Annotated in this window: 18 protein-coding genes; 6 read left to right on the forward strand and 12 right to left on the reverse strand. The window is 40.9% G+C overall.

The window, feature by feature from the left end:
• Window positions 1-404: 404 nt before the first annotated feature.
• Genes DOT_RS10650 through DOT_RS10660 form a run of 3 tightly spaced genes read left to right on the forward strand, consistent with a single transcriptional unit; the run spans window position 405 to window position 3144 of the window.
• Window positions 405-1322, forward strand: a complete 918-nt coding sequence (locus tag DOT_RS10650; RefSeq protein WP_009618138.1) for an ABC transporter ATP-binding protein — start codon at window positions 405-407, stop codon at window positions 1320-1322.
• Window positions 1309-2319: an ABC transporter permease gene (locus DOT_RS10655; protein WP_040411854.1), complete on the forward strand. Its 1011-nt coding sequence runs from the start codon at window positions 1309-1311 to the stop codon at window positions 2317-2319. Before DOT_RS10650 ends, DOT_RS10655 begins: the two co-directional genes overlap by 14 nt.
• Before the next feature lie 12 nt (window positions 2320-2331).
• Entirely contained in the window at window positions 2332-3144 is an 813-nt protein-coding gene (locus DOT_RS10660) for a GDSL-type esterase/lipase family protein (RefSeq protein ID WP_009618142.1), read from the forward strand.
• 140 nt (window positions 3145-3284) lie between these two features.
• Here the strand turns inward: DOT_RS10660 and DOT_RS10665 are convergent, their stop codons facing one another.
• From DOT_RS10665 to DOT_RS10715, 10 genes are all read right to left on the reverse strand, one after another.
• A complete protein-coding gene (locus tag DOT_RS10665) occupies window positions 3285-4103 on the reverse strand; it encodes an EFR1 family ferrodoxin (protein ID WP_009618144.1) in 819 nt (272 codons plus the stop codon).
• Between the two features lie 478 nt (window positions 4104-4581).
• Window positions 4582-5787, reverse strand: a complete 1206-nt coding sequence (locus DOT_RS10670; protein WP_009618145.1) for an MFS transporter — start codon at window positions 5785-5787, stop codon at window positions 4582-4584.
• 281 nt (window positions 5788-6068) lie between these two features.
• Window positions 6069-7235, reverse strand: coding sequence for an amidohydrolase family protein (locus DOT_RS10675; protein ID WP_009618147.1), 1167 nt, complete (start codon window positions 7233-7235; stop codon window positions 6069-6071).
• A 541-nt stretch (window positions 7236-7776) separates the two neighbouring features.
• Entirely contained in the window at window positions 7777-7932 is a 156-nt protein-coding gene (locus DOT_RS30390; RefSeq protein ID WP_009618152.1) for a hypothetical protein, read from the reverse strand.
• 421 nt (window positions 7933-8353) lie between these two features.
• The gene (locus DOT_RS10685; protein ID WP_009618156.1) at window positions 8354-11455 is read right to left on the reverse strand and encodes an efflux RND transporter permease subunit; all 3102 of its coding nucleotides are present in this window, start codon (window positions 11453-11455) and stop codon (window positions 8354-8356) included.
• Between the two features lie 12 nt (window positions 11456-11467).
• Window positions 11468-12628, reverse strand: coding sequence for an efflux RND transporter periplasmic adaptor subunit (locus DOT_RS10690; protein WP_009618158.1), 1161 nt, complete (start codon window positions 12626-12628; stop codon window positions 11468-11470).
• A gap of 39 nt (window positions 12629-12667) precedes the next feature.
• The gene (locus tag DOT_RS10695) at window positions 12668-13282 is read right to left on the reverse strand and encodes a TetR/AcrR family transcriptional regulator (RefSeq protein WP_009618161.1); all 615 of its coding nucleotides are present in this window, start codon (window positions 13280-13282) and stop codon (window positions 12668-12670) included.
• 178 nt (window positions 13283-13460) lie between these two features.
• Window positions 13461-14501, reverse strand: a complete 1041-nt coding sequence (locus DOT_RS10700; RefSeq protein WP_040411856.1) for a hypothetical protein — start codon at window positions 14499-14501, stop codon at window positions 13461-13463.
• Between the two features lie 324 nt (window positions 14502-14825).
• Window positions 14826-15590 carry a MerR family transcriptional regulator gene (locus DOT_RS10705; RefSeq protein ID WP_009618165.1) on the reverse strand — a complete coding sequence of 255 codons (765 nt, stop codon included), beginning with the start codon at window positions 15588-15590 and terminating at the stop codon, window positions 14826-14828.
• Window positions 15591-16066: 476 nt separating this feature from the next.
• Window positions 16067-16678, reverse strand: coding sequence for a hypothetical protein (locus tag DOT_RS10715; RefSeq protein ID WP_009618167.1), 612 nt, complete (start codon window positions 16676-16678; stop codon window positions 16067-16069).
• 121 nt (window positions 16679-16799) lie between these two features.
• Here DOT_RS10715 and DOT_RS10720 point away from each other — a divergent pair, with 121 nt between their 5' ends.
• The 3 genes from DOT_RS10720 to DOT_RS31815 are packed head-to-tail and all read left to right on the forward strand — an operon-like array spanning window position 16800 to window position 18826.
• A complete protein-coding gene (locus DOT_RS10720) occupies window positions 16800-17312 on the forward strand; it encodes an RNA polymerase sigma factor (protein ID WP_009618169.1) in 513 nt (170 codons plus the stop codon).
• A 6-nt stretch (window positions 17313-17318) separates the two neighbouring features.
• Window positions 17319-17852 (forward strand): hypothetical protein, encoded by a 534-nt coding sequence (locus DOT_RS31810; protein ID WP_009618171.1) that lies wholly within the window; start codon window positions 17319-17321, stop codon window positions 17850-17852.
• Window positions 17852-18826, forward strand: coding sequence for a sigma-E factor regulatory protein RseB domain-containing protein (locus DOT_RS31815; RefSeq protein ID WP_009618172.1), 975 nt, complete (start codon window positions 17852-17854; stop codon window positions 18824-18826). Before DOT_RS31810 ends, DOT_RS31815 begins: the two co-directional genes overlap by 1 nt.
• A gap of 172 nt (window positions 18827-18998) precedes the next feature.
• Here DOT_RS31815 and DOT_RS10730 read toward each other — a convergent pair whose 3' ends face one another.
• Both DOT_RS10730 and DOT_RS10735 read right to left on the reverse strand, forming a co-directional pair.
• Window positions 18999-19352, reverse strand: a complete 354-nt coding sequence (locus DOT_RS10730) for a phage holin family protein (RefSeq protein WP_009618173.1) — start codon at window positions 19350-19352, stop codon at window positions 18999-19001.
• A gap of 11 nt (window positions 19353-19363) precedes the next feature.
• Window positions 19364-19579 (reverse strand): hypothetical protein (locus tag DOT_RS10735; protein WP_009618174.1); only part of this gene is annotated, 216 nt, incomplete at its 5' end.

Genomic DNA, 19579 nt, shown 5'->3' on the forward strand with positions numbered 1-19579 from the left:
ATGACTTTTCATTGGCCACTTAGGCCGGATCTACATCTTAGCATTTTCAACTCGCGTTGTCAACAACTAATTTACTTGATCCAGATTGACTAGCTCAAGGTTTCAACCCCTTGCTTGTTCAATCGTTGTGCGTCTTTGTGGCGCTCAGTTATAATACCGTTTTCTGCGCAAACTGTCAACCCCTAAAATCAAAATGTTTTAGTTCCTTAATTGATAACTTATTTCCACCTCTACTTTTCTTTAGATCCCTTTGAAAAGTAGCCCATCGAGAAGTGCTGCATCAACCCGACACGTTTCACATTTTAGATAGTGTGCACAAAATAAGCTGTTTATTTAAGCTGTTTTTATTTATAATGAACATTATATTTCACGGGTTAATAAACGTTCTGAAGAGGAGAAAATTTATGCAGCAGACTGCAGTTTTGGAGCTTAATAACTTAAGGAAGACCATTAAAGGAAAGGAGATAGTCAAAGGGGTAAACCTCACTCTTTACCCATCCCAGATTTTTGGGTTCCTTGGACCAAATGGGGCGGGAAAAACGACGACGATCCGCATGATTGTCGGATTGATCAAACCGACAGAAGGGTCAGTAACCATCTGCGGCTATTCCGTAGCCCACGATTTCGTCAAAGCTCTTTCAAATGTCGGCTGCATTATTGAGAGCCCTGATATGTACAAATACTTAACTGGGATGGAAAACTTGTTACAATTTGCTGCGATGGATAAGAAGATAAGCCGACAGCGCATTAAAGATGTCGTGGAAATGGTAGGCCTCCAGCATCGAGTCAACGACAAAGTAAATACCTATTCTTTAGGCATGCGCCAACGCTTAGGAATCGCTCAGGCTATAATTGCCAGACCCAAGCTTTTAATTCTTGATGAACCAACGAATGGCCTCGACCCTGCTGGAATTACTGAGTTTCGAAATCTGATCAGAAAACTCGCCTATGAGGAAGGAATGACTGTCTTCGTATCAAGCCATTTGCTGTTAGAAATTCAGCAGATGTGTGATGTCGTTTCCATCATCAAGCAAGGGACTGTCATCAAAACAGCCAATGTCCAAGAAATCATTCATAATGATCGGATAGAATGGCAATTAAATAACCCCGAGAAAGCAATCACTCTCCTCAGTGAGCATTGGCATGTCGATGCTATTCAGTTGAAAAAAAATACCATCAGTGCAGATATCAAGGAGCACCCTCTAGACAAAATTAATGGGTTTTTAATTAGAGAAGGGCTAGCACTCACCTATTGCTCAACCAAGCAAAATACTTTAGAAGATCTATTTCTAGATCTTACGGAAGGTGATGAAATTGTTTAGCCTTATTGAAAATGAAGTCATCAAAATGATTTCCAAGAAACGACTTATGTTTGTTTTGGCCATTCTTGTCGTCTTAATCTCAGTCTTTGCTTATGGTCAAAACCAATCCCTAGTAAGAACAAAGATTCAACTCTCTCAAAGGATGGGAATTACCGCAACAGACGACTGGCGCAAACTGGCTAATCAGCAGTTACTCGATATGAAGAATAGGCTTGACAGCCCTTATATGGATGAGAAAAGTATATCCTCAACTAGGGTAAGGATGGAACAACTACAATATAACCTAGATAATAATATTAACCCTCTGGAACAATCTGCAGCGAAATTCACGACCAAATTCATGGAACAATCGATCTTCTTATTCTTGCCTCTTTTAATTATTATGTTGTCTGCCGATATGGTTTCAGGTGAATCCTCAAATGGAACGATCAAGCTGCTTCTTGTAAGGAACGTTCCAAGGTGGAAGATTCTCCTCAGTAAGTATTTAACCTTGGTGATTTTTGAAGTTATGGTTGTTTTCTTTGCTTTTGTGCTCTCTGTAGTTATCTCAGGGGCCTTCTTTGGTTACGGAGGATGGCTGGCCCCGGTAGCAACAGGTTTTAAAGTTCTGGCAGGAAAATTAGATACCACCAGTGTCCTTAATGTCCCTCAGTGGCAATATGCTCTCATGGTCTATTCGTTGGCTTTTTTCGTCTCCATCATCGTTGGCAGTATCTCATTTATGATCTCAATCCTCGTAAAAAGCACGGCTGCTTCGATAGGCATTATTATGTCCACCCTGGTAGCGGGTAATTTCATCAGCTACTTTCTCTCAGACTGGAAGATCACACGCTACATGTTTATGGTTAATCTACGGCTCACGGATTATTTATCGGGCTCATTCCAGCCGATCGAAGGGATGAATATGCTTTTTTCGATCACTGTCCTTTTAGGATGGGCTATTGCATCGCTTATTGTAAGCTTTGTCTATTTTACAAAACAAGATATCCTGGTCTAAGGAGAAATTAAAGTGTTAAAAAAGAGCATGTGGTACTCAATTCTGACCATAGCCTGCGTGGGTTTCATCGTTTTAGCGATGGGTTTCTATGAGGCAATCATCGTCACGACCGCGGTCAATCCTCAGCCGTCGGCTAACGCTCCATTGACACAACCCCCAGAGGATTCAACAAAACTGTCTTCCAAGACTACCAACTCTTTTAAAGTTCTCATCCTGGGAGACTCGATAGCAAAAGGGACTGGGGATGAAAAGAACAAGGGGTTTTCAGGCTATTTACCCGAGTACTTTAAAAACAACACCTTAAAAGAGATCCTCGTAGACGATGCAGGAATAGACGGACTTGAAAGCATAGGTCTACTAGAGCAACTCCAAACTAGAAGGTTGGACAAAACGATCAAAGATTCGGATATGATTCTAGTCTCTATTGGTGGTAATGATGTGAGAAGTATCCTTTCCCTTAACGATCTCGCTAAAGAAGATCAATTTAAAGTGAGACTGGACAGCTATCTTGGCAATTTAAAACAAACGATGAAGGTATTAAGAAGCACCAACCCGAATACCATTGTTATTTTTCTTGGTCTGTATAACCCTTATGAAAAAGCAAGCAACGTCGCAGATATCAGTCTTCTGAATGAGTGGAACTATAATACCCAACAGGTCGTTGAAGAAGATGGGAAAGGGTTTTTTATTCCAACCTACGACCTACTGAAATTTAATTTAGGTCGATACATCGCCAAGGATGGTCTGCACCCCAATTCTGCAGGATATCAAGCGCTCTCCAATAGAATTAGTAAATCAGTCGAAGCGATCATTACGAAATCATAGGTTTGTGATAAAACACCAGTAAATATTTGGTATAATGCAAAAGGCCGGAGAGTGTTCATAGGAGTCCATCGCCCTCACGGACGATGAACTCCTAATTGTTTCTATATTTCTATTGATGATAAGACCACCATTGCAACTTTTTATATAAATAATTCAGGTTCTCTTCGAAATGTAAACTCAATTTCCAATTCTTGTTTATGTCTTAAATAATCTTCACTATCATAGTACTTGGCTTGAGTAGGGCATTTTTTAATACACGCTCCACATTTAATACAAATCCCTTTAAATTTGGAGACGTCTTCACCATCAATGGAACCCATAGGACAGACGTTGACACATAGTTTACAGTCATTACAATTACTATTTGTTTTAGGAGCAACCTTTCTAATATCCACAGGACTCCCCGCTTTATTTTTAGGCATGTAATGTTTTCGATATGGTTGATTTCCCTCTACAACAATAGTCTGAAATTCAGCTTGAAGTGTAATTTTTGAATGTATTAGATTGGCAAAATCATGGACAACGGCCATATCTTTATCATCCGGCCTGTTTTTAGCAAGAGTTGTCGAGAACGAGTGTTCTCCAATAAATGCCCCCGCAGCAATAACTTTAAAACCATTAGACTCAAGTATATCTTTTAATTCTATTAACGCATCATCATAATTCCTGTTTCCATAAACAACTACCGGAATTGCTAAGGTGTTATTACCGATAATTGAGTTTAAATAATTTAGTAAGACATTGGGGACTCTTCCTGCATAGACTGGCACTCCAATAATGACAATATCCTGTTCTGAAAAAGACACCGGGTTTGTTCTAGCACCCGGTAGGGTGAAATCGATATAATTTATGGGAGTTTCCCCACCGATATATTCGGAAATTTTCTTTATTATACCAGACACTACTTTTTTAGTTGTACCTGTTGGGCTAAAATACATAGCATTAGCCGTTCTATTCATATAAAGTTTCATTCCTTCCATAACAACTTAATAATTCGCAGATTTTATAATTAATCTATTCAGAATCTACGGAATTATCTTGCAATTACCATGCCAGAGAATTTCATTTTGGATTCTAAATCTTCTGTCTTAAGCAATGACACCGCTTACAGTTCTTTTAACTTATAATTCTCTCTTAAAATATACTTCAGCCAAATGTATACGATTATTTACATCTTTATGTATTAGAACCTATAATCCGCTTCACCTCTGACTTCAGTAGCATGTCAACTATTGAATACATGTACCAATTAGTTGGCAGCTAAATTACCGATTTATATATGAACATGGACTGAAGCTTTACTCCAATATTAAGTTATAGCAACAAAGTTATAACCGTAAGTTATTCTTTCTTTCAAAATAAACAATACGCCCACTTGAAAAAGTGGGCGTCGCACGATAAGGCCAATTAAGAACCTATACTATATTCCCTAACTCATCAATGCTCTAAAGTACTTTTTGGCGAGTGAAATAACGGCAACAAGAACAATAACCCAATAATATACAATACTCCCGCTACTTCATACATGGCAACCAAAGAAAATGTTTGTTTAAGCACCCCTGCCACACTCATCGTAAGAACCATTGCTCCCGTGTACAAAGGCATGAGAATCCCATTCACTCGACCAATGAACTGACTATCCGAATTTTGCATGATCATCATGTTAATGCCGATCATAATACAAGGAAAAACTAAACCCATCAGTAAATGCACCAAATAGGTTAGCCATGGGGTCGTCGATAATCCGCATACTGCCACACCAATCGCCGAAATGAGCATTCCGAAAGCCAAAAGCTTTTGGGGCGAAATAGCCTTAGCAGAAGTCATGACAATGACTCCCCCCAAAAGCATCCCTACCCCATTAAGGGTCAATAGCCATTGCAAATTTTCTTTCGGTAAACCAAGCCGTTCCGTTACCAGAAAGATTCCTAAGGGTTGAATAAGGCCCCCGCCCAAGCCTGCGGCCAAAAAACACAAACCCAAAAGCGTCAGGATTTTCTTCGCTAGAACATAACGAATACCAGCCACCATTTCCTGGCGAAGGGTTGTTCCCGTCTTTTCGACAATGTTCACACGGTCCGGAGGCAGGAACGTCAAGGAAACCGCCGAGAGCAGAAATGCAAGGCCCATCACTGCAATCGAAACAGCAATTCCAAACTTCTGAAAGACAAATGTTCCAAGGATCGGTCCAAGAATCATAAAAACGGTAAAGATCGTCTGATATAGCGACATCACCGATTGTATCTGCTCAGCAGGCAAATGTTCCTTAATCAGCTTCATCCCTGAAGGCTGAGAGAACTGAGATAAAATAGCGGAAATGATAGTCGTAAAAAACACTGCTTTCCAAGTGCCTAGTACTAAGGTAATCAAGACAACAAACACCGATACCGCACTGAGGACATCACACAGAATCATCGTTCGTTTTGGACGCCAGCGGTCGGCAAAGGTCCCACCTATAAAGGAGAAAATAAATATTGGCGCAAATTCTGCGACATAAATCATGGAGATGGCGAACTCGTTACCATGTGTTCGTTCCATGACATAGAGTAGCACGGCGAAATTACGCACCCAGATTCCAGTTTGCAAAAATAACGCAGATCCCAAGATCGCTTTCACTAGCCGATTACGTATTAAATCTAACATAAAAACCTCCCATCCATTTTAGGACAGGAGGCAGAACAATCTTATAATAGAAACGTGAGTCGCAACGCCTTTAATATGAAACAAAAAGGCTTAACTTGCATTAAAACAACTCAGTAATTATTAAAAATGCTCATACTAATCCTATCCCAAAAATCCCTCATCTTTATTAAACAAGAATTTTTAAAAGAAGTAGAATTAGTAGCGCATTATCTTTTTTTTCACCCTTTCTTAACTCAGTCCATGTAATGCTAAACTAATTTCGAATTTAAGTCAAGATCCTATTACGGAAAATGTGTGACCAGCTGCAATAAATTTACGGGGGTTCCAATGTCTAACCTCCCCAACTCAGAATTGCCAAGAATCCGAGCATTTTCCTGCGTTGCCATTCGGCAGACTGCCTGTTTGGGAATTCCTGCTTGCACCATCCAATCCATCTCGTCAAACAGACTCTCAGCGTGCGGTACTTGATAAGCTCCAGCATCTGTCCCAACACCCAGTCGGACATTTAAATTATAGGCCTCGTGAATTTTAGCAAGTTGTCCCTCCAGAATCCGTTTCAGAGTTTCAATTTCATGGAAAGAGTAACGATCTGTAGGATATTTCAAAAGATTACCAATCGGTGCAACCGTAGAGACCCAAGCAATCTCTTTTTCTTTCATCAATTTAAGTTGTCCTGACGTAATATAATATCCATGTTCAATGGAATCGACTCCAGCAGCAATAGCCACCGATATACCTTCTATCCCACTGGCATGGGCCATGACAAGTATGCCACGTCTATGAGCTGCCTCGACTAACTCTGCTAGATCTTCAACCGCCCATTGAGTTGGACCGACCTTCTGAAAATCATCAAAGCTGATTATTCCTGTCACAACGACTTTAAGCTGATCTATACCTTGACCAATAAAATCCCGCTCTTTTTCCCTCCACTCTAGTATATCCCTAAAACCACGGCCCAGAAAACGACCATACATTCCTTCTCGATTGACAGCCTCATGTACTGATACGACCCTAGGACCAGACCAAACTCCCTCATTGACTCTGTTTTTTGCCCTCCAAGCAAAGCCCGGTATGTCACCACCATCTCGAATAGCTACAATTCCTCTTTCTAAATAACGCTGTAAAAATCCTTGAATGTTTTCTTCGATCAAAGAAGGTTTCTCCCAGTTTTTTAAACACTGAAAAAAATCAAGGCTATCTAACGCTAAGTGCACATGAGCATCTATCCATCCAGGTATGATGAAATAAGAACCCCATGACTGCGTTTCTTGAGGAATGCTCTCCAAGTTACTCAAAGGCTGGAAGGAAGTGACTTTACCCTCCTTCCATTTTAGAAGCGTCGACTGAGCGCACAAACCTAATTTAGGGTCCCAATACCCTGCAACAGCCGCTTGTCCTTGATAAGGAATCTCGTAAATTTTTCGTTCTTCACTACACGAAATATACATCATTTTACACATCACGCGTGCCCTTCAAGGTTTTTGACATAACATTCATATCTCTGCTCCGCTTCCTTTCCTTAGCCTATAAATCCTGAACTAATCTCCTACGGTTAGACTGAAATCCTTTTGGTTGACTCTACTTCATCTAGTCATCTAGGAATAATCCGAATAATAAAAGTATTCGCTATGTACTTCGATTTTCCTATCAGTTTTTTGTAATAAGATCTTGCTTCCAAAACGATTCATCATAATCCATATTCTCAGAATAAGAGAAACCATGATAATCGAAATATTCATGGTTTCTCTTATTCCGAAACTACCCTCTAAGAACAAAACTATAGGCATGAATACTCCCTTGGGCATCTAGTATTTTATTTACGAATGTAATTGATTGCGAGAATAAGATAGCATGCAATAAGAACCTCTACGAAAAAACGAGTGAAGAGTTCAAAAGATATGTAATGAGTAAACCAATCTTACTTTAGAATTTAGAGCTCCCCAAGTCTATAAGACCTAGGGAGCTCTAAAAGGTCAGAAGATTGGAGAATTAATCGAGGATTTCCAGGTCATCCGGACTCCTATCCTTGCTCGGAATTATTGCGTCTCTGTCTTTACCCGTTGAATTGGAGGTTGAAGAGCTTTTATGAATTTGAGTAGATGTTTGTGCCGTAACCTGCTTAGATACTTTATTCTTTTTAGTCAAAGTAGTTCCTCCTATTCCTATCTTTTAGTGTAAATGACTATTGACAAATTTGAGTACTTAAACTTAAGTATGTTTATAAAGCTACATAGTTATGTAATTTTAATTTAAATCTTATTTATGATTCTAAGGCCAAACGTTGTCCCCCTCGCCCAATTTGATGTGCACTCTAATAGTGCCTTATGCAGGTCGACAATCTTTTTTACGAGTGCTTGTCCGACCCTTAAAATAAAAGAACTAGCAAATTCTCTAGTTATTATTTGAGAGTCATCCAGGTGAGGCAAAAAACCAGCATTCCTGAGAATGCTGGTTCTAGAGCGATCCCTTATGTTTTCTAAATGTGTATTAATAGCTTATATAACACAAACATTAAAAGCGTTCAGTTTGCATCAAGATACACCCATAGAAACAAGGGACCATAAAATTATAAATTTGGGTTTATTGGTAAATCTCTTTTTTCGGCTGGTAAATTGGGGGTTAAAGATTTTTCAGTATTTCTGCGGAATTTATTCTTCATAGAATCCAGCAGAGAATAGACCACCGGAACGATAAAGAGCGTCAAGAGAGTTGAAGTGATCAATCCACCAATGACTGCCTGCCCCATGGGCGCACGCATCTCTGTCCCGGCTCCTGTACCAGTGACAACTGGAACCATACCAAAGATCATGGCCAGAGACGTCATGAGAATAGGTCTTAACCGAACGGTGCCAGCTTCTATCAAAGCCTCTTTGACACCAAGTCCTTCTTTCCTTCTCTGCTTCGTAAAGTCGATGAGCAGAATACCATTCTTAGCTACCAGTCCCATCAGAAGAATGATCCCAATCAGGGACAATATGCTGAGCTCACTGCCTGCGATAAACAGTCCCAGAACTGCACCGATAAGCGCCATGGGCAGAGAAAACATGATCGCAATGGGATCCAAAAAGCTTTCAAATTGCATGGTCATCACCAGGAACATGAAGAGGATACCCATCAGTAGCGCGATAACAAGGTTCATGAAGCCTTCCGACATAGTCTCGTTCATTCCTCCCTGTTGTACAAAAACTCCCTTAGGAATGTCGAGTTCTTTAAACTTGTTCGTATAATTTGTTAAAAAATCTCCAACGGCTATTCCTTCAACATTTGCCGAAAGCTCAACCTGCCTAAGCCTATCGTATCTGGAGATTGTGGAATACGAAGTGGAAAGTACTTTTTTAGTAACATTGGACAGAGGTATTAGCTGATCGTTTGAGCCGTTAACATAAATCCCATCTAGATTATCCAAACTCTTACGTTGATCATCCTTCAAGGATACCCGCACATTATACCTTTCACCCGCATACTCGAATTTTCCGGCATCTATTCCGTCGAAAAGTGCCCGTATTGTCTCTGCCGCAAGTGATGTATTTACGCCTAGATCCGTTACTTTATCCCTGTCCACCTCTAATTTTGCTTCCGTATTGCCGGTTTTGAGATTGATCGCGACATCTTTGGCGTGAGGATCCTCACTCATTATTTTTTTTGCTTTCTGGGCAAAAGCCTGTAAAACCTCCTGGTCGGTCCCCATAATAACAAAGGAGACATCCTTGCCAGCCCCGCCGGGTCCTGAAGAACTTTGTACGGCAAGTTCTATTCCAGGGATTCCATTTAAGTCCTCCCTAATTTCTGAAGCGATCTGTTTAGCTGATTTTTCTCGCTCTTGTTTATCGTTCATTTTTACATAAATCGAAATGTTGTTAGAACCCACCGTAGTATAAAGATGCTTGATTTCAGGATATTTCTTCAGCCTTTTTTCCATTTCTTTGGCTTTTTCCCCTTGAGCCTGCAATGTCAATCCCGAGTCCGTAGCTGCGGTTACAGTGATGCTCCCAGTATCGGTGGCTGGAACAAAGCTGAAGCCCAACAAAGGAACCAACTTAATGCAGGCAACAAAAAGCACTATAGTGAATATAAGGGTTTTAAAGCGGTGTTTAAGAACAACCTTTAAAACTTTAGCATAGGTTGTTCCCAATGAATCAAATTTGCTATTAAACCAGTCTAAAAAATGACCTACAAAGGTTTTTTTCGTTTTTCTCTCTGCCTTTAACAATCTAGAAGACATCACCGGCACGAGCGTTAAGGATATAAACAGTGAAACCAACATACTAAAGGCTACTGTGAGGCCAAATTCAATAAAGTATTTACCGATAATCCCGCTAACCATGCCGATCGGCACAAAAACTGCAACCACTGCAAAGGTTGTTGCCAAGACTGCTAACCCAATTTCTGATGTACCCTCCCTGGCAGCTTGCAAGGGCGGTTTTCCCATATGTAAGTGCCGGACAATATTCTCATTCACCACGATGGCATCGTCAATCAACAAGCCGACAGCTAGCGAGAGGGCCATCAGGGACATTGTGTTAAGCGAAAAGTTCATGACCTTCATGCAAATGAACGTTGTAATAATCGACGTTGGCAGCGAAATTCCACTGACCAGGGTGCTTTCCCATTCCCCTAAAAAAAGGAACACAATAATTACTGCTAGAATACACCCTTCATAGATGGTTTTTACGACTTCATTAAACGAATCACGGATCGACTCGGAATTATCCGCGACAACCCCTATATCTATGCCCGCGGGAAGAACCCCTTTGATAATATCCAATTGCTTCTTCACGTTATCCGCGACGCTCACCGTATTAGAACCTGACTGTTTAATTATGTCGATACCGATGGCCTCTTTGCCGTCATAATAAGAAATACTGTCCGGATCTTTAATACCGTCCGAAACGACAGCGACATCACGAACCTTAATCTCACGACCCGCACGTGTACCAACCGTAATGTTGTAAAAATCCTCTAGATTCTTGACATTGTTGTCGGTCCGCAGGGAGATTTCACTTTGCCCGTCCGTAACCTTTCCGCCCGGTATTTCCAAGTTGCCATTCTGGACTCCACTCACCAGCTCAGCTGGAGACAGGCCATAGGCGGCTAACTTCTCGAGATCCAGCTTGATCTTGATCTCTCTTTCCTGTTTACCATATACCTTGACCGAGCCTACACCATTGACCGTGTATAAACCCTTGGTAATCACATCATCCACAAGCTTGGAAATAGCGCGATTATCCATTGTACCGGTCACTGCCAGGGATAAAACTGGCGTGGCAGAAAAATCATATTTAGCAATAATTGGGTCATCGATATCATCAGGCAGGGTTTTCCTGATCGAACTGACTTTGTCCCGCACTTCCTGGGCAGCAACGTCCGGCGATGTTTCTAAGGCAAATTCAACGACAACATTGCACACGCCTTCACTGATATTTGTCGTAACATGCTTAACACCGGAAATTTGCCCTATAGCTTCTTCAACTTTCTTAGCCACATTGGTTTCCAATTGATCGGGTGCAACACCATGCTGTGAAATGGAAACTGTAACATAGGGAAAGTCTGCTTGGGGCATATCATTAATGTTCAAGCTGCGATAGCTCATGAGTCCTACAAGAATGAATACCATAATGACAACGCTAATAAATACCGGCCGTTTGATACTAATATTAGTTATAAACATCCCTTAGTCCCCCTATTCTGAAACCACCGTGATCTGATCACCCTCCTGAATCATGTTCAGGTTTGTCGATATAATTGCTTCATTTCCTTGAAGTCCTGATTTAATCTCTGCCTGATTGTTTATTAAGGTTCCCACTGTGACGGCACGTTTCCGCACAGTACCATTATCATTTATGTAGACCGAATAATTGCCTTCCTTCCCGGATATTAGCGCTACGGGTATTGCAAACTTCTGGACCTTTGCATCGTCCATCAACATTACCTTGGCAGATACCCCGGGTCTTAAAGATAACTTCTTATTATCCAATTGTACCTTCACCTTAAACGCTCTGGAGGATGGATCCGCCGAAGTATTAATGCTTTTTACTACTCCTTCGTAGGTATTAGGATCATCTTCATTAAGCTTTAGACTCGCCTTTTGTCCAATTTTTACAGTCTGAATTAGAGCTTGGTCTAATTCAATAACAGCATTAATCAATGAAATATCCTTAACCTTTCCTAGAACGGTTCCTGGAGAGAGGTACTGTCCGATACTGACATTTTTTCCGTCGATAACGCCTGTGATTGGAGCTCGAATTGTCATATCGGACAAAGTAGTATTCAGATTATCAATATTGGTCTGTGCAGCTTGAATATTAGCTTGACTTGAAGCAATGTCTGCCTTGATCATTTTCAAAGAAGTTTCTGCGTTATCTAACTCAGCCTGTGCAGCGGCACCTTGCTCTACCAGCTCTTTTGTTCGATCATATGTACGCTGAGTATTTTCCAGACTCGCCTCTGTCTTTTGCAAAGACGCCTTGGAAACCTCCAACTGGCTTTCAGCTGACTTTATCTGGTTCTTATTATCCTGATCATCTAAAATCACAAGTGGCTCACCCTGAGTGACTTGCCTTCCGTCATCAAATAAAATATCGATGACCCTACCGCTATTCTTCGAACTTACAATTCCTTCCTGATTAGCTTCCAATGTTGCTTTAAAGCTTAACCCTGAGCCTTGAACCACCGCTTGCGGACTAATTACTTCTACTGCCACCTTGTTATTTGCAACTGTTGCCTGACTTTGCTTATCCTTGGCGAAAAAGGTTGATTGAAATGCATTGCGGCGAAAAAATACAACTCCAGCTACAAAAATAACTACTATAACGACGACTGTGAACATTCTCTTTTTACTCATAACTTCACCCTTCTTTTAGACTGAACAAGAATCCAATCCTTACATTGTTTGGGCCCCTATTCCGTTTAGTATAAAATCAATCATTTTTTCCCTGTCAAGATCTTTCTGCTGCTGCAACCAGCAATCACCCATTATGTGCTCTTTGAAACAACAATAAGCGGCAATCATTTCAGTTATGAAATTTGCCGCAAACTCCCAATCAAATTCCCTGAGAACTCCGTCTGCAAACCCTTTTTCAAAGAGTTCTCGTAATAAATTCATATATTCCCTCCTATTACGCATAATTATGTTGTGAAACTCTTGCTTTGTATCTCTGCTCATTTCAAAGAATTGAGCAAACATTACAAACTTGAAGAAGAATTCAACCTCTTCAAGCGTTTCCTGAGTAATCATAATTATTTCGTTCAATATTTCCCCCAGCGAAGTTTTATCGCTAACCCTTGCATTAATTTCATTAAAGAAATCATTTGCTTTAGCATTAACCACCTGTAAAAACAAATCTTCCTTGTTTTGAAAGTATTCATACAGAGTTCCTTTTCCAAGTCCAGCCTTCACGGCGATATCCTTCATGCTGGCATTTGTAAAACCATTCGCTCTAAATACTTCAAACGCCGCATTTAGAATTGTTTCTTCTTTGTCTTTCAGGCGTGCCATATTAACCTCCGTTCCCAGATAATGCCCGACTGTTCGGTCAATTAATTATGATAAATTTTTTCTAACTTGTCAATATCATATGCTCCCTACCGGAACATATTCCGAAGTGCTACTTCCATCATGAACTGATCACCCTGTCTCCAAAGATTCCAAGGCTATATTTAGAGGGATCTGTCGATTAAGATTCGTATATTTTCCTCGCATAATAATTCGCTAAAGCAACAAAAGACTGCTTTGTCTCCCATGGCATCTCACAATATGTCGCACCCATTTGTTCTGGATAGGTTTTAACGACGCTATAACTCGCCATATCGAGATCGTATAAAGGTTTTTCGTTATAAGGATAAGTTGGACTCACAAAAGTGAATACAAATGCCCCTTCAACTTTTTCCGCTTTAAAAACATCGAGTAACTCAACGAGATAATTAGCCTGCACACCCTCATCACGGACATACTCCCCTTTAAGCTGACTAGGGGTTTTGCTTCGGTCAATGATTGCCCAACCGTAACCACCCTTCTCTTCAGCCCCTTGATAGGTACAACAACCAAACTCGGTAATGACCACAGGCTTGCCGTGTTTAAAGTAAGCTCTTAGTTTCTGGAGGTAGGAACCCTTGTTATGGATCTCTCGATAATAATCAATCCCAACGATATCAAACAAAGCCCAATCAACCTCTTCCCAGGGACCGGATGCGTAGGTCAGTTGCCCTTGGAAATTTTCTCTTACGGCCTTCGTAGCCTTGGCTAAAAAAGCATTTAAACGTCTATTAAAAGGGCCTTTTGTAACTGTGCTTTTTAACAAACGCCATGGCTTCATAAACGTATTAATACGATCAAAGGCTGTGTCTCCATCAACTAAACCCTTCATAAAGAACGTAAGCTCACATCCTGCGACAAATACAACCTTAGGATACTGCAGCCGCAATTTTTCCGCTGCCTTTGCGCATTCTACAAAGTAAGGCAGCATCTCCGATTCATTTGCATCAACAAAAGCTGGCGAAAACCACACTTCTAACCCTTGTTGTAAGGCGTATTCAGAAGCCGTAGCAAGTCTCGCTACATCCTGTCCAGAAATTCTGACAGCGTTACAATGCAGATCGTTGTTGATGATTTGCATTTCTCTTTCCACAATAGTCGGATCGAGGATATCCCGAGATGATGCTGATTCTTGGCCCCTAGTAAAGGTTCCTATGTCGTAATTAATTCCTTTTCTGTTCATGTTGAGTACCTCCAAAAAACAACCTCAGGTTTCGTTCGGCACACCTAGTATCTGTACAGCCCCTAGGTTCCATTCACGTTGAAATAAGATGAGCAATAATACGATTCTTACAACTATAGTTGTTGATCTTAGGCCGAGGGATGTCCGAGCGTCTCTGTAGTCATGACTCGAACAAGACGTTCGAGGTTAGAGCGCCGCCAAAGGCTCGAACAGGACGTTCGAGATTAGAATAATCGCCATGGATGGCTAGATGCCGTATGGCAGGGCACCGTGATGGCGAGAAGGGTCCGAAAAAAGGCCGCATCGCGGCCTCTATTATGCAACTTATTTTTTGATCCCTGTATAAAAGTGGACGGCATCTCTTAGGAATTCTGCCATACCCGGTTGTTGCTTATCATAGTATGCCGTAAATCTTGGATCATCGACATACATCTGAGCCACTCCTGCATGCGCCTCGTTCGTGTAGCTATCCCAATAATAACACAACCACTGGCGATGGAGATCTGCAGCTTTTTGGGCCAATTGACCGGCAGGATCACCAGTTTCAAACGCAGCATGAAGAGTTTCAATAACCTCTGTGGTAAGCTTAGTCACCTCATCATATTGCACTTGCGACATGCCTTTAACTTTTTGATTGGACTTATTTACTATCTCATTCCCATATTTTTCGCGAATTTCCTTGCCGTAGTTTGCTTCATTGTCATCCACTAATTTTTGCTTAAAGCCTTTAAACTTTTCGTTATCCATCATCTTAATTCTCCCTTCGGTTAGCGCAATGGTCTTTTCAACATTGGAGATCAACACATCCAATTGCTCTCGTTTTTCAAGAAGCTTAACATGGTGCTCCCTCAGAGCCTGTGTTTCGTTAAACGATGGAGCGGTTACGATATCTTTAATACTTTCTAAGCTTACACCAAGCTCGCGATAGAAAAGAATCTGTTGCAACCGATTTACCTCAGCTTGCCCATAAATGCGATACCCTGACGAGTTCATTCTTGCCGGCTTAAGAATTCCTATCTCATCATAATATCTCAGTGTCCGAGCGCTGACACCTGCCATGTGAGCTAATTTCTGCACCGTGTATTCCATGTGATCACCTCCAGATAAAACTTTACACCTTTACGCAACGTCAATGTAAATAGGCATTTTTACATTTTTTTAAAGAAGAATCTTCAAACTATGATCTAAATCGAGGAAATACAAAATCTAAGATTAAACACGTTACTAACCCTGATACAAAGCCTGTAAGAAACATCATTGACGTAATTGCATTTGCGAGATCCGCAAATCCAACATGCACCGTCTTCGCTTGGTAAAGGTAGTATCCCCCAGCAAGTAAGCAGAGTAAGGCTGGTGAATATTTAACTATCTTTACACGCGATAACCGCCATAGTAGGTATGTTATACACGAAAAGAGTGCCACGATTCCAAGTAAAACGAGTAACAATCTTGTCATTTGCACTAACCTCCAGTAAATCATTTAAATTTTAAGCCTTAGCTTTAGAGTCCCTCCACTCTATGTTGTAACTATAAGAAGTAATGAGTCCTTAGATAAATCTAAATCTTTAAAGATAATGACTTTTTAAACTGCGAAAATAACAGATTAACGAAGTAATAAAAGCAGCTAAACTGGTTATTAGAAGATCGGTTGAAGTGTCTTCAAGTCCACCCTTTACCATATTTGTTTTAACTAAGTAATCCCCTAAAAACTCAAACATTTCCCATAAAGTACCCAAGGCAATTGAAAAGTTAAACGAGAATATTATTATGAAAAGAGTAAATCGTTGTTCAGTAGTTTCTTGTTCCTTTCTAATACTCCCTTTTATTAAAGATGAGGCAATTATAACCGCAAAGCTTCCAAAAATAGCGTGAAGAAGTAAATCCCACCACCAAAATACTAGATAGAATTTCATGATTTCTCCCAGGTATTGTGCAAGAAAAACCAATATTGACGTTATTAATTGAAAGCTAGAAGGTAGCACTAGGTTCTTAATATTAGCAATACGTGTAATTATAAAAGGAAGAATAAGACATACAATGGTGAGTAACGTCAAAAATAAATTATTCCATTGCTTTGTTGCAATACTAACGAAAGCTGTAACTATAAGAATTATCTCAAACAAGACAGTTATTCCAACAGATAGCTGTCTTGTTTGATCATTCATAACCTTTTTCATATTCTTTCTCCCTCACTTTGACAATTTCTCAGTATATTGTATCGTGCCCGAAAAAAAAGCAAGGGGCTATTCCGTGACTATTTAACTCTTAATTCGTTTTAGTTAATGAGGAGGTGAAAAAGTGGCCACAAAGAAAATCCCATTTACTGAGCATAACATGGAGACCTGGTATCAACAAACGGTAGCAAAACTTTACCGTTTTACTTATGCCCTTCTTCAGAATCGAGAAGAGGCAGAAGATATCACTCAAGAAGCCTATTTTCGCTGTCTGAAGAAAGACACAAAGGAATTTCCTCCCTACCCCTGTCTAAAGCAGGTCGCTCGAAATCTTATTTATGATCGCTATCGCCACTGGCAAATAACAAATAGCGCGATTGAAGATCATCCTCTATCCGAAGAAGATGTCTCAGCCACCGAAGAAAATTGGGTCACTCGTGCCTTAGTACAAGAGCTCATGAACCAACTTCCATCTCAGTATCGGCAAGTTCTGGCACTCCGGATTATTGAAGGCTATTCGCGCCAGGAAACTGCAGAGCGCATGGAACGCAGTGAGGATGCCATTCGTGGATTACAGTATAGAGCTCTTCAAGCTTTACGTGATTTATTTCAGACCACAGATGAGAACGGAGGATAACAACCGATGAAACCAAATGAAAACTTTGCTCAAAATTCTCCAGAGCAAGAGCTGGATGATTTCATCAATGCTCTTAATCTGGAACGACAGCCTAACGTGAGCAACAATCAATCTGTTGCTCAACTTCAGTCGCTGACTAGGGAAATCAAAACCCTGCGTCCAATTCCAGAACTTAGCCAAGAATTCTCAAATGCGCTATATCAAAAACTTCAAAACAGATCAAAGTCTCGTAAACGATTCTTACCCTGGAGCGCACTTGTTGCAGGTTTTTTAGCCATTATCTTCTTGATTTCTCCCTGGTCACATCCTAACAAAGATATTGTTTTAGCAATGGAACAGACAGTAAACCAACTTCAGAACTATCACGGAATCCTCGAAAAGGTCAGCACCAATGGAGCTGGTCAAAATCAAGTTATCCAGCGAACCGAGATATGGTCAGAGGGAAATAATTACGCTACCCGCAGCGAAGAGGGAATAGTAACGGTGAATAACGGAGAACGCCGTTGGGAGAGTCATCCGAAAAAAAGGAAATTACGTTAATGCCCATTTACCTGGATCCACGTGATTTCGACTTACAAAAAGAAGCTGCTCAAGCTCAACAATATCCCCATAAAATCGTCGGAGAAGACTCTATTGCCGGTCTCACTGCTACTCGTATAGAGATAACCCCTCCTGGTGGTTTACCCTATTATCTCTGGATCGATACAGAAACTAATTTACCAGTTCAGCTTCAGAGTGCTATGCAAAAGTCCATTCAAACGACCTATACATTTGTGACTCTTGAAACGAACATCCAAATACCCGCTTCAACCTTTAGCTACAACCCACCTGATGGGTATCAAGTTGTTGATCAAAATCCCAACAAACCCGTAGCTACCTTAGCCGAAGCAATCTCGGTAAGTGGCCTTACTCCAGTGGAGCTTACTAAAAAACCTCAGCGAATCTTTGCCTCCCCTAATCAGATCATCTTCGATTTCGGAGATACAATTGTGTCGGAATCCAAATCAACCGTCCCCTTTGTCCTCTCTCCTCTTGCTTCCCTTGGCCAGGCAGCGGGAGGCCCGTTAGAAGTTTTACCAGACAGCCTTCGTTGGCTGCAAAACGGTTTAGAAATTCTAGTTCAAGGGCAAAGATCAGAGGAATTAGCCATGCAATTAGCGAATGATCTAATTATCCCTCAAAGCAATCAAGCTCTACCTAACCAACCCTCAATTAACGTTGCAGCCGACATGGATGTGGTCAAACAAAACCAACAACAGGTTGACTCTGGCAGTAGTCCTTGGCAACTCGACCCTTTGCAAGTGGCCTTTACGTTTGCCGTACTGCAAATCTCCCCTGGTGGGATTAAGGGTGACCCACCGCTTGATTTCAATTCACTCAAAATAACGACGAATACCGGAACAGACACGGTAATTCAAATCTCAGAAGGCCCAGTCAAAACCGTTTATCTTAAGCGGTTAATCCGTCAAGACCAAAGCGGCATCTGGACAGTGGTAGGGTATGACCCTAGGTAAAAGCGGCTAACTACAAACAGTTCATCTATGGCAAAGAGCCTCATCCCCTTTCGGAGATGAGGCTCTTTGCTAATCAGAAAAATCGATTTTTTAATTTCAAATACAATTTTTAGCAAGAGATACCTAACATACGCTTAACCGATAAGATAATTGCAGAAAAAAGCAGCATCCCTTAATCAGAGTTGCTGCTGAGTATTTTCTTAAAAGCCCAGTTAGCTAAGGACACGATGATTGACACAATAAATGCCGTTCCAAACCCTCGAATGTAAAAACCGGGTAAAAAACCACTGGTAAGCATAATCATCCAAGTATTGATAACAATAGTGAAAACCCCTAGGGTTAAAATATTCAGCGGAATGGTCAAAATAATTAGCACCGGACGAATCAAAAGGTTGATCAGACTAAGGACAATACCTGCCCCTAAGAAGTGGAAGGGAGTTGCTGCTTCAATGGGCAATAACTGGGCTGCCAGGAAAAAAGCAAGTGTGTTGATTAAAACGCGGTAAAAATATCTCTGTCGTTTCATCCTATCCCCCCTTACTTTAAACTTATTTTGACCTGTACATCTGCTGTTTCCACATCGACAACGTCCAGCCCTTTGTACTTGCTCAGGTCTTTAATGAAGCCATGTGAGGCAACAATTATCCCTCTTGGCGAAATTCCTTTAACCCAATTCAGATGGTTGCGAGCCTTTTCATCTCTAGGAGTCGGAACATTCTTCAAGGCCAATTCCCCTATCCAAGCTAGGTCTGT

The sequence above is a fragment of the Desulfosporosinus sp. OT genome (assembly GCF_000224515.1).
Taxonomy (GTDB): Bacteria; Bacillota; Desulfitobacteriia; order Desulfitobacteriales; family Desulfitobacteriaceae; genus Desulfosporosinus.